At 36.4% G+C, this 12,356-nt stretch carries 10 protein-coding genes; 1 reads left to right on the top strand and 9 read right to left on the bottom strand.

Features of this window, described 5'->3' with window-relative positions; genetic code table 11:
• Position 1 precedes the first annotated feature (1 nt).
• The 9 genes from J4050_RS00285 to hemA all read right to left on the bottom strand — a co-directional run bounded on the left by J4050_RS00285 (position 2) and on the right by hemA (position 11,191).
• On the bottom strand, positions 2-2,239 hold the full coding sequence (locus J4050_RS00285) for a S41 family peptidase (protein ID WP_208151942.1): 2,238 nt from the start codon (positions 2,237-2,239) through the stop codon (positions 2-4).
• An 89-nt stretch (positions 2,240-2,328) separates the two neighbouring features.
• The gene (locus J4050_RS00280) at positions 2,329-3,465 is read right to left on the bottom strand and encodes a serine hydrolase domain-containing protein (RefSeq protein ID WP_208151941.1); all 1,137 of its coding nucleotides are present in this window, start codon (positions 3,463-3,465) and stop codon (positions 2,329-2,331) included.
• Positions 3,466-3,535: 70 nt separating this feature from the next.
• A complete protein-coding gene (locus tag J4050_RS00275) occupies positions 3,536-4,654 on the bottom strand; it encodes a CNNM domain-containing protein (protein ID WP_208151940.1) in 1,119 nt (372 codons plus the stop codon).
• Positions 4,655-4,683: 29 nt separating this feature from the next.
• A complete protein-coding gene (gene hemB, locus J4050_RS00270) occupies positions 4,684-5,673 on the bottom strand; it encodes a porphobilinogen synthase (RefSeq protein WP_208151939.1) in 990 nt (329 codons plus the stop codon).
• Positions 5,674-5,675: 2 nt separating this feature from the next.
• A complete protein-coding gene (hemF, locus tag J4050_RS00265) occupies positions 5,676-6,578 on the bottom strand; it encodes an oxygen-dependent coproporphyrinogen oxidase (RefSeq protein ID WP_208152332.1) in 903 nt (300 codons plus the stop codon).
• A gap of 16 nt (positions 6,579-6,594) precedes the next feature.
• On the bottom strand, positions 6,595-7,350 hold the full coding sequence (locus J4050_RS00260) for an EI24 domain-containing protein (protein WP_208151938.1): 756 nt from the start codon (positions 7,348-7,350) through the stop codon (positions 6,595-6,597).
• On the bottom strand, positions 7,343-8,368 hold the full coding sequence (hemE, locus tag J4050_RS00255; RefSeq protein WP_208151937.1) for a uroporphyrinogen decarboxylase: 1,026 nt from the start codon (positions 8,366-8,368) through the stop codon (positions 7,343-7,345). The genes J4050_RS00260 and hemE overlap by 8 nt, the downstream gene beginning before the upstream one ends.
• Positions 8,365-9,948 carry a hydroxymethylbilane synthase gene (gene hemC, locus J4050_RS00250; protein WP_208151936.1) on the bottom strand — a complete coding sequence of 528 codons (1,584 nt, stop codon included), beginning with the start codon at positions 9,946-9,948 and terminating at the stop codon, positions 8,365-8,367. Before hemC ends, hemE begins: the two co-directional genes overlap by 4 nt.
• Entirely contained in the window at positions 9,941-11,191 is a 1,251-nt protein-coding gene (gene hemA / locus J4050_RS00245) for a glutamyl-tRNA reductase (protein WP_208151935.1), read from the bottom strand. Before hemA ends, hemC begins: the two co-directional genes overlap by 8 nt.
• 201 nt (positions 11,192-11,392) lie before the next feature.
• Here hemA and J4050_RS00240 point away from each other — a divergent pair, with 201 nt between their 5' ends.
• Positions 11,393-12,295: an AraC family transcriptional regulator gene (locus J4050_RS00240; RefSeq protein ID WP_208151934.1), complete on the top strand. Its 903-nt coding sequence runs from the start codon at positions 11,393-11,395 to the stop codon at positions 12,293-12,295.
• Positions 12,296-12,356: the final 61 nt, after the last annotated feature.

Here is a 12,356-nt window from a genome sequence, read left to right as displayed (position 1 = left end):
TTTAGTCTTTTAGTTTTTTTGTGTTTTTAATATCATTGTTAATGAGCATAATAGCCTTTTCTAACACTTCATCTTTACCGTTTTTTATACCCTTAATGGTTGGTTTTATCTCAATATCTGGTACTATACCTATGCGTTGAGTTTCGGTTCCATCTGGATAATAAACACCAATACCAGAAATCATAGTTCGCATACCACCTGGCAAATAAATCGTTGACACATTGCCATCGGCACCTGCTGTTGTACTTCCAATAACTGTAGTTTTATCTCCAGCTCTAAAAGCCATTGCCGTGTATTCTGCCTGACTTTGTGATAGCTCATTTACTAAAACTACTACTTTTTGTCCTTTATAGGACCAACCTCTTTTTATACCTACTTTGAGACCTTTGTCAAAATTAAATTCGCCAGGGTTATCAGGGTTGACTCTTGTAAATTTAACAAAATCTGAGCGATTAGAATTTGTAAAGTTGCCAAGTCTAAAAGGTACAAAGATGGATGGGTAGTTTCTTATATCAATAATTAACCCTTTAGTATCTTTAAATTCTTCTTTAAGATTTTCAATATCGTCTTCTGTGATATTTTGTAAAGTTATGTAACCAATGCCTTCACTAATTTTGTTGAAACTTCTTTCGGTTCGTTTTTTGTACCATCTATAATAGCCTTTAATAGCTTCCCTTTGGAATAAATCAATAGATTTTTCAATATTTTGTCCATCTCGTTGAAGAGTAATATCAATGGAATTTTGCTTAGATCTTAGCAAATCAAAACTTATGTCTCTAAGTCGTGTGGGTTGATTAGAAGCGGGATAATATGGACTGAGTTCTTCAACAATATAAGCAACAGCTTTTCCATTTATATGGGTTATAATATCACCAATTTCTAATTCTGAAGTTTTACTCTTCTCGTCAACATAAAAGTCATCTACTACTAATTGATTTTCAATGAATCTAACATGTACTGGGGCAAAATACTCTCCTCGTTGTTCTTGAATTTTATCGTTTCCATCCCACAAATTAGCGTGTGTGTCTTTGAGATCTCCTATGAGCTGAAGAGTTGCAATTTCATATTCTAACTCATCACTCGCATTTATAAACTCTGGGATATATTCCGCCAATGTTGTATTCCAATCTTTATCCATAAGGTGTTTATATGGGAAGTAATACTGTATCATATTCCAGTATCTATAAAGCGCTAATAATCTAAAACCATCATCAGGATAAGACATATCACTATATTGCTCTTCATTTTTAAATTCAGGATTCCCTACACCAGGATAAGTACCAATGTAATAATGGTCTTCTCCTTTATATCTACCATCATAAATGGTCTTTAAGGCTTGTTTTAGTGCCACGGAAACATCTTCACGGTTTAACCATTTTAAATCTGGTTTTAGAAAAGCACTTTCAGAAGGTGCCTTACAAGAATTGCAGGGCTTAACCTCACCGTATTTTTCTATCCAAGTCACTAAAATGCCATCACGTTGTGCAATTGATGTTGCGCTGAGATATTCAGGGAGTATTCTAAACAATTCAAAATCCCAATTGTAATTTCCGGTTGCTATTGCTGGGTGATGGTATTTTAAGAATCCCCAAATACGGCCTAAGAGTTCTAAATCAGTTATGGTGTCATAATCTAGGTTAGCAATACTAACTTTTGACCCCTCATTGAATTCTTTGTCTTTTTGTGCTTTAGCTAGTTCTTTTTCTGGAGCTTTCTCCAAGGGCTTACCGTCAATTGTGACTTCAAAATTATCTACCCATATTTTTCCTTTTCCAACGAGTAATCCACCAAGAACAATTTGAGTTGCTCTTGAATTAAACTTTAACTCAATTTCGTATTTCGTCCAGTCATTGGTCCCTTTAATTTGTTGTGAAGCCATATTATCGAAGGCAATATTAGGATCGACCCTAAGCCACAAACCAGCATATCCACCTTCAACATTTTCAGTTTTGAGATATCCTGTAAGTTTAATTCTTTTACCACCAAAGTCGGCCGGAATCGTATAGGCCAGGGCTTTGAAACCCTCAGAGTCTGAGGAGTTTTCAATAACACCTGAGATTTTTCCGTTTTGAGAGTTTTGATTGTCAAAGCTAATTTTGTGACTTCCATCTCCAAATTGATTCCACCCATTGGCTTCGTCATTTTCTAAATCTTCGAAATCTAAGTTGTGTTCATTTTGTGAAAAACCTATAGACATAAATAATGATAGTAGGCCAAGAGTAAGCGTGTGTATTTTCATTTTTGATTGATTTAATTTTTTTATAAAGCAAATAAGAAAATTCTTAGGGTTTTTGTATTAAAATGTTAAATAACAAAACCTTAAGAAATTTAATCTAGCAATTTATAAGCCTCATCAATGTAGATGTAGAAGTCTTCAGGAAAGGAATTTACTAGGTTTGGGCTTCTATGGTGACCAAGTCTAACCACGATGAGATTGTCTTCTGGAATAGTTATGACGTATTGGCCTAAAATACCTCTCATGGCAAAAATATGTTTATTTAGATAATCACTAATCCAAAATCCGTAGCCATAAGGTTCGCCTTTAAAGCGCGATGTTGTCGCTTTTGCCACGTATGTGGAGTCAAGAATTTGTTGGCCGTTCCATTTACCATGATTTTTGTAAAGCTTACCAAAGCGCGCAAAATCTCTTGCATTACTAGAAATACAGCAAAAGGCCTTAGCTAGGCGGTTATCGTCGTCATCTAATTGCCAAAGGGCATTGTTTGATGCACCAAGAGGTTGCCAAAAATTCTCAGACAAGTAGTCGGCCAGTGGTGTGCCTGTAGCTTTCTGAATAACCATTCCAAGTAACTGCGTACTACCACTTAAATATTCAAATTCTTTGCCAGGCTCCTTAACTACTTTTTGATTTAAGATAGTTTCCGCTAAGTCATCATCATAATTGGCGCGTGCTGTTATTGAAAAAGGGCTGGTGTAGTGTTCAATCCAATCGAGGCCAGAAGCCATTGAAGCTAAATCACCAACTGTAGTTTCAGCGTAGTCGTATTGTGGATAAAAGTCACTAATAGGTTGGTCCAAGCTTTCGATATAACCGTCCATAATGGCCTTGGCCAAAAGTGATGAAGTTATACTTTTAGCCATAGAAAAGGAATTGGTTTTAGAATCTCTTCCGTAACCATCTGCATACCACTCGTAATAAATACTGTCATTTTTTATGATGAGGTAGGCTACTGTACCAAATTTTATATTTGTTGCTGTGAGCCTCCCCGTTGGAGATGCAGTATTGTATGTTTTATCTAGAGGCCAAACATCCGTTTGAAAGCCTTTTTTAATGGTGTCATTTTCAAAATAAGGGTAATCATCTATAAAGGCTGTGACATGGCCAGTAAAGTAGACCACCCTTACACCTTTTAAAATGTAGTCATAATCAAAAATATAGGCAAGAATAACAATTAGAGCAACTAATCCAACTAACCATTTGATTATTTTTTTCAGAATTTTCATAACGATGATTTTTATTGAAAGACTACAATAAGGATTGTTGTTTTATTGTATTTTCATGGCTTAAAAGCCACTAATTTTCTGGATTGTCATTTTCAATCAGACCTAGGCGCTTCGCTCTAGCTTCCCAACTGCGCCTTGCTAGTAATTGTAAATCGGAGACATTGTCGCTTTCATCCATGATTTCAAGTCCAAGAAGTGTTTCGATAACATCTTCCATGGTTACTAAGCCACTTACTGAGCCATATTCATCCACGACCAAAGCCATATGATTACGGCTTTCTACTAATTGTTCAAACAGTTTTGGAATTGGCATACTTCGGTTTACAATAATAATTTTCCGTTTTATATCACCCAAAGGTTTTGTGCCATTGCCTAATGCCATTTCCTTAAATACCTCATCTTTTAAGACTAGACCTGTAATATTATCAGCTTCGTCCGTATAAATAGGGATTCTAGAAAAACGGATATTTTGGTTTTGGTTGAAAAAGGCTTCAATTGTAGTTTTCTCATCGTCAGTTTTCATTACAGTACGAGGTGTCATAATATCTTTTGCTTGGACTTCTTTAAAGGTCAATAGATTTTTTATGACTTTACTTTCACTTTCTTCAAAGACACCTTCTTCGTGCGCAATATCTGCCATGGCTACAAAGCTCTCCCTATTTAGTACACTACCATGCCCTTTTCCACCTATTAGTTTTGTAGTAAGTTGGAGTAGCCACAGAATACCCGTCCATTTTAATGGAAATATAAGTACGTTTAAAGCTTTAGCCGTAAAGTTTGCGAGTTGTTTCCAATAGGTTGCTCCTATAGTTTTTGGAATAATTTCTGAAGCTACTAGAATAAGAATGGTCATAACGGTTGAAACCACACCTACCATAACATCTTCAGTGAAATTAATACCAAAGAGACTTCGTTTTGCAGTTCCCAGAGACTCGGCGTATGCTACTTTAGCTTGCACTCCAACCAAAATTGCACCAACGGTATGGGCAATTGTATTTAGAGTAAGAATGGCGATTAGAGGGCGGTCCACATCTTGCTTCAACTCCTCCAAATCATTAGCGTAGGCTTTACCTTCTTTTTTTTTGAGATTTATAAAGGTTGGTGTAATACTAAGTAATACAGCCTCTAAAATGGAACATAAGAACGAAAAGAAAATAGATATAACCGCGTAAAAAATGAGTAAGCCCATTAATTCATTGAAGATTAGTTGGTACGAAGTTACGAAATCAATTTAACAACATCCTTAGCAAAATAGCTCGCAATGATATCTGCACCAGCTCTTTTTATGGAAGTCACTTGCTCTAGCATTACACTGTCATGGTCTAACCACCCTTTTTCTGCCGCAGCTTTTAGCATGGCGTATTCTCCAGACACCTGATATACCGCAATTGGGATATCAAAATTATTTCTAAGGTCCCTGACAATATCCAAATAACACAAGCCTGGTTTTACCATAACAACATCAGCACCTTCATTAATATCCATTTCTGTTTCTCGAATAGCTTCGTTTCTGTTAGCAGAATCCATCTGATAGGTTTTTTTATCCTTAGGGACATTTGCCATGTCTACAGGTGCGGAATCTAAAGCATCTCTAAAAGGTCCGTAAAAGGCTGAAGCATACTTTGCTGAATAACTCATTATGCCTGTAGCGATAAAACCAGATTGGTCCAAGCCTTCACGAATCCTCAAGATTCTCCCATCCATCATATCACTTGGTGCAACAAAATCTGCACCAGCCTCAGCGTGAGAAATACTCATTTCAGCTAAAACTTCAACCGTGGCATCATTAATTATTTTTCCTTTTTCTACAATGCCGTCATGGCCATACGAAGAGAAAGGATCGAGAGCAACATCAGTCATTACTAGCATATCTGGACATACTTCCTTTACTGTTTTTATAGCACGCTGCATTAATCCATTAGGATTTAAAGCTTCAGTGCCCTTATTGTCTTTAAGGCTATCATCAACCTTTACGAAGAGTAATACAGACCGCAAGCCTAACCGCCAAAGTAGCTTTACTTCGTCTTTTAGAAAATCAAGACTATAGCGGTAATAATTTGGCATGGAGGTAATTTCTTCCTTAACGCTTTTACCTTCAACAATAAAGAGTGGTACAAGAAAGTCATTTGGTGTTATAATAGTTTCTCTTACTAAGCTTCTTATAGCTTCATTTTGTCTTAATCGTCGATGTCTTCTAATTGGAAACATAATTATATCCAGCTTTTAGGTTTTTGTAATACTTTAAGTAATTTTTCCTCTTCACTACTTGGTTTAGGATGATGGTCATATACCCATTGAACATGCGGTGGTAAGCTCATTAAGATGCTTTCAATACGTCCATTGGTTTTTAGTCCAAACAAAGTACCCTTATCATGGACAAGGTTGAATTCCACATAGCGACCTCGTCTTATTTCCTGCCAATCACGCTGAGCTTTTGTATAGGGTAATTTTTTTCGTTTTTCAACAATAGGTATGTAGGCAGAAAGAAAGCTATCGCCTACATCAGTCACAAAGTTGTACCACTGATTCATGGACATATCATCTGTGGCTTTGCAGTAATCGAAAAACAATCCGCCGATACCACGAGCTTCATTGCGATGGGTGTTGTAAAAATAATCGTCGCATTTCTCCTTATATTTTTTATAAAACTCAGGATGGTGCTTATCGCAAGCGGTTTTACATACCTTGTGAAAATGCTTGGCATCTTCCTCAAACAAATAATAAGGGGTTAAATCCTGCCCACCACCAAACCATTGATCGGCAATATTCCCTTCGGAATCATACATTTCAAAATAGCGCCAATTGGCGTGAACCGTTGGTACCATAGGATTTTTAGGATGCAATACCAAACTTAAACCACAAGCAAAGAAATCAGCATCTTTAACACCAAAATGAACTTGCATAGCTTTAGGAAGCTTGCCATGCACAGCTGATATATTAACACCTCCTTTTTCAAATACATTACCGTTTTCGATAACCCTAGTACGTCCACCACCACCTTCTGGACGTTTCCAGAGGTCTTGCCTAAATTTAGCCTGGCCATCAACGACTTCTAGATTTGAGCAAATACTGTCTTGTAATTCTTGAATGTACTTGTAAAACTTGTCTTTAATTGTCATTTAAAATGCTTTACGATTGTAATTCTTTGTGTTCAGGGTTTAAAGTCTTTACTGTTGAGACAGATGCTGCGGTTACGGACAGTGGCAGTACAAGAATAACACCGACTATTGGAATTAATAGCAGTAGCAAGAATCCAATCCCATTACCGATGGAAAGGCCTCTGTGTTTTTTAACAAATGCGATACTGTCTCTATAGGAAAAATGACGTTCTAAGGTGTAATCTAAATTTCCAAAGCCAGCATAGTAGGCCTGAACCATAAATAATAAAACTGTGGAGAATATATTTACAATAGGAATGAACTTAAGGAGTAGAATAGGAATGGTTAAGACCAATTCCATAATTAAATTTCGACCATTAATTTTTATGCCTCGCCATAATTGGGACATAAAAGTTGTATTTCTACTCGTAACAGTTTCTGACTTTGTAATATAGGCTTCAATTTTCTCAGAGACCGGACTCATAAATGGCGCTGATAGTGCCATTATAATATGCTTAAATAGAATAAGACCAATAACAATAATAACTAATCCTCCTATAATTGTTCCTATGGTGGTGAAAGCAGACTTTCCCCATTCCCAGACCCAAGCATTAGCAATCCATTCACCAAGATTATCAGACCAACCATAGGCTGCTGAAATAATAACTAAAAACACAATTATGCTTATGAGAATAGGTATAGCGAAATAGCGCCACAATTTCAGTTTTGAAATTAGGGCAAATCCACCTGAGTAAGCTTGTAATCCTTTTAGAATATTTTTAAACATGGTACTCTTTCACGGCATCAATAAAGGCCTTAGCATTGTCTAAAGGAATATTAGGCAAAATACCGTGACCTAAATTTACAATGTATTTATCTTTTCCGAAATCGTTAATCATTTGTTTCACCATTTTTTTGATGTCGCCAGGAGGCGAAAACAAACGTGTTGGGTCAAAATTTCCTTGTAAAGTGATATTGCCTCCTGTAAGATAGCGCGCATTTTGGGCAGAACAGGTCCAATCTATACCTAAAGCTGAAGCATTGGATTTGGCCATTTCACCCAGTGCAAACCAACAGCCTTTGCCAAAGGCTATTACCGGAGCATCATCTTTTAAGGCTTCAATAATTTGATTAATGTATTGCCAAGAAAATTCTTGATAATCTGTGGGTGATAACATTCCTCCCCAGGAATCAAAAATTTGTACCGCATCACAGCCTGCAGTTACTTTAGCTTTGAGGTAAGCAATAGTAGTATCGGTAATTTTTTGCAATAGTTGATGTGCCGCTACTGGGTTTGTAAAGCAGAATTGTTTGGCTTTGTCAAAGTTTTTACTGCCTTGCCCTTGCACACAATAGCAAAGAATGGTCCATGGAGATCCTGCAAATCCGATAAGCGGAATTTCATTATTAAGAAGGTCCTTTGTGGCCTTTATAGCTTGCATCACATAATCTAGCTCAACAGCAACGTCAGGGACAATAACATTATCTACGTCGTTTTGATTTCGAACGGGATTGGGTAAATAGGGACCAAAATTAGGCTTCATTTCTACCTCAATATTCATGGCTTGTGGAATTACCAGAATATCAGAAAATAATATGGCAGCATCCATACCATAACGGCGAATAGGTTGCACCGTTATTTCACTCGCCAACTCTGGTGTTCGGCATCTGGTAAAAAAATCATATTTCTCTTTTATAGCCATAAATTCTGGCAAGTATCTTCCTGCTTGGCGCATCATCCAAACTGGTGGACGCTCGACAACTTCCCCTTTTAAAGCCCTTAAGTATAAATCGTTTTTAATCATTTTACAGAATAATAGTCATTTACTAATTCAATCACACTTTCCATAGTTGGGACCTTAGCAATTCGGACATCTTCAAAATATTGACCAGCCTCTTTAGCAGTGGTTTCACCTATACAAAATGCAATGCCCTTGGCCTTATTGTGTTTTAAAAAACTTTTCACTGTTGATGGACTGTAAAACATTATACCATCTAATTCCTCGGCTATTTTTTCTGCATCAAATTTGGTTTGATAGGCTTCAACTTCATTAACTTCAATACTATTTTTAGATAGAATATTTGGTAAGTGATCAAGTCGTAAATCACTACAGAAATAAGTGACCTCTGTACCTTCAATATACTCTACAAGATATTCAGCAAGTTTCTTTGCATTAGGTTCTGCATGCTTTACTGCGCCAATACGTTTTTCCACCATACGCTTGGTTCGTCTGCCCACACAATAGATATTTTTAAATTGTAATTCTATTGCAGAAAAGTTGTGCAACAAGGCTTCAACCGCATTTTTACTGGTTAAAATAACATTCTGAATTTCATTTCTAACAATACTCTTAGAAAGTCTATTTAGGCTGATTTTTACTGCATCATTGCTAAGGGCTGAAACATCTTTGTGGAATAAGTGAAGATGGTCGTCGGTTAATTTCTTTGTAGAATAAATATTAACATTACGGTCACCTCGTTTTATAGCGTCCATCAATAACTTACCACCTTTATCGATAATGTAATCAGCGCAGTCTTCACCAAGTGTTTGGTGTTTGCCAATGGGAACAGATCTGGAAACTTCAATTTTCTTACTGCCATCCTTACTGAGCAGAATTCCCTTAAACTGAATTTCCTCCTTTTTGAAAAAAGCTAGGGCTCCAATCGGTGCAGTACAGCCTCCCTCGAGTCTATTTAAAAATTTACGCTCAATGTTTGTGCAAATTTCAGTTTCTTCATGATTAACCTCACTACAAATAGCTATAGTTTTGGTGTCTTCTTCTAAAGCCGTTATCATTATGGCACCTTGAGCTGGTGCTGGTATCATCCAACTGAGATTTATCGCATTCTCTGGGCGTAGGTTTAAACGTCCAATTCCCGCAGCCGCAAATATGGCAGCATTCCAATTTTCATGACTTTCGAGTTTTTCTAGCCGTGAGTTTACATTACCACGCAAACCAACAACCGTATGTGTTGGGTATTGATTAAGCCACTGGGCACGACGTCTAAGACTGCCTGTTGCTATCACAGCATTTTTAGCCGATAGAAATTCTTCATTTTTTTTGTAAACTAGCGTATCGTTAACATTTCCACGTTTAATTACTGCGGCTTGGACGATGCCTTTGGGCAGCACGGTTGGAACATCTTTTAAGGAATGCACGGCGATATCTATATCTCCATTTAGCATGGCGATATCTAGGGTTTTAGTAAAGATCCCTGTAATACCTAGTTCATAAAGCGGTTTATCTAGTACAATATCTCCGGTAGATTTTATGGGTACGAGGACTGTTTTGTGTCCTAATGCCTCTAATTGAGATTGAACGGTTTTGGCCTGCCATAAGGCGAGTTCGCTCTCGCGTGTGCCAATACGAATGACATCAGACATTTTGTGTGGTTTCTTCTAGCTGAAATATTTTTTTGATGAGTTCAATACTCTCATCGGAAGTGTTTTTATCCGCTCTTAAGTGGTGCGCAAAGTGATTTGTTATTTTCTGTATAATACTATTGCTTATAGCTTCAGCTTGATCCTCATTGAAATCTGCTATTTTTTTGCGTTGTGTATTGATTTCAGATTTTTTTAAATCGGATAATTTAAGTTTGATAGCTTGGATTGTAGGCACAAACTTTAAAGTGTCTAACCAAGCATTAAATTCGGTCATTACTTCTGTGATAATATCTTCAGCTTTAGGAATAAAAGTCTTGCGCTTTTCCAGCGTATCATCTGTAATCTTGGCTAAATCATCCATATGGACTAAGGTAACATTTTCTAGCTCGCTTACATCTTCCTTTATGTTTTTAGGAATTGATAAATCTAATAACAATAATGGATTTTTTGTAGAAATCAAAGATTTGTAAACCGTTGGATTTTGTGCGCCAGTGGCCACAATAACAATATCTGATGCGTTGATTTCGGCTTCAAGATTATCGTAGTCTTTTACAACTAAATTAAATTTTCCTGCAACCTCTTCGGCTTTGGTCTTGGTTCTATTAATTAAGGTGATATGAGAATTCTTGGTGTGCTTTACCAAGTTTTCACAAGTATTACGACCAATTTTTCCAGTACCGAACAACAATATATTTTTATCTGAAACATTTTCAACATTGGCCATAATGTACTGCACTGCCGCAAAGGAAACTGAAGTTGCTCCAGAAGATAATTCCGTCTCGTTCTTAATACGCTTACTAGCTTGAATAACCGCATTTATAAGCCGTTCGGTAAAAGAATTTAATAAACCTTCTTTCTTAGATTGTCTTGCCGCAGATTTTAATTGACTTATAATTTCAAAATCCCCAAGAATCTGACTGTCTAAACCTGAACCTACTTTAAACATCTGTGAAATGGCCTCTTTACCCTTATAGACATAGGCTACTTCTTGGAATTCTTCCACTGTGCCTTTAGTATTCTCACATAATAAATGAATCAGTTGATAAGGATGTTCTGCAAAACCATATAATTCAGTCCTGTTACATGTAGATATTATCACAAGGCTTTCAATACCATTGTTCTGAGCTTGGCGCAATAAATTCGCCTTGGCCGCATCGTTAAGGCTAAAATGTCCGCGTATTTCAGCATCAGCCTTTTTATAGCTAAGCCCTATGGCATAAAAATAAGTTGTTTTGTGTTGCATTCGCTCGTTTACCTGACTAAGGAAATTAACAATGCAAAAATAATTTTGTTAATAACATAAAAGTAACGCTTAAGGAACATTAAATATCGTTTCTGGTTTTTTAAGATAGTTTTTAAACAAAACATGATTTTTGTCATATTTTTGCAGTGAAATCAAGCGGTTTGCACTATTTATTTTAGAATGATTCTAAATAACAACAAAATGAATTTAAATTTAAAACCTGAAAAAAGTATCGCTAGAGGTACTTTTGATGAAGTAGCCATTGAAGACGGCTTTTTTGTTTTGAGCTACAAAAACGAAACCGATGAGGTAGAAGTTATTGAGCGTGAGATTGATAGTAGTTACATTCAATTTCATTTTTGTACAAGAGGGCAATCTATATTTGTTTTTAATAATGGGAGATATACCCTTAATATTAACGAAGACACCTCTCTTCTACTATATAATCCAGAACGTGATTTGCCCATTCATCTCGAATTACAACCAAAAGCATCATTAGTGTCCTTGGTAATTTCAATAAAAAAGTTCCATAGTTTATTCTCCAAAGATGTTAGCTATATAACCTTTTTAGCGGAGGGGAATCGCAATAAAAAGTACTACAAGGATGGTAAAATAGCACCTTCCATGGCCGTAGTGCTCAATCAAATATTAAGTTTTAATTTAAATACAATGGTAAAACCATTGTTTTTTAAAGGTAAAGCATATGAGCTATTAGCATTATTCTTTAATAGAAATGAAGACGCTGACGTTGAGCAATGTCCGTTTTTAGTGGATGAGGTAAATGTTGCTAAGCTAAAAAAGGCCAAGGATATTATTATTACCCAAATGGCTGAGCCTCCAAGCTTAAAAGAATTGGCCATAGAAGTAGAATTGAGTCTTAAAAAGTTGAAAGAAGGTTTTAAACAGGTTTATGGCGACTCGGTTTACAGCTACTTGTTCGATTATAAAATGGATGTTGCCAGAAAGCTTCTTGAGACCGGAGAGTACAATGTAAATGAAGTTGGTTTAAAAGTCGGCTATAGCACTGCTAGCCATTTTATTGCGGCGTTTAAAAAGAAATATGGGACTACGCCGAAAAAATATATTTTGGAGAGGACTCAATAGAACTTTAATATCTCAATCGTAAAATACGATACTAAGCTTATCTAAAGAGCGCAAGTTGTAT

Origin of the sequence: Winogradskyella pelagia (genome assembly GCF_017581965.1) — a bacterium.
Taxonomy (GTDB): Bacteria; Bacteroidota; Bacteroidia; order Flavobacteriales; family Flavobacteriaceae; genus Winogradskyella; species Winogradskyella pelagia.
The sequence above is the reverse complement of the archived record's forward strand: the minus strand, read 5'-3'. Positions and strand labels throughout refer to the sequence as shown.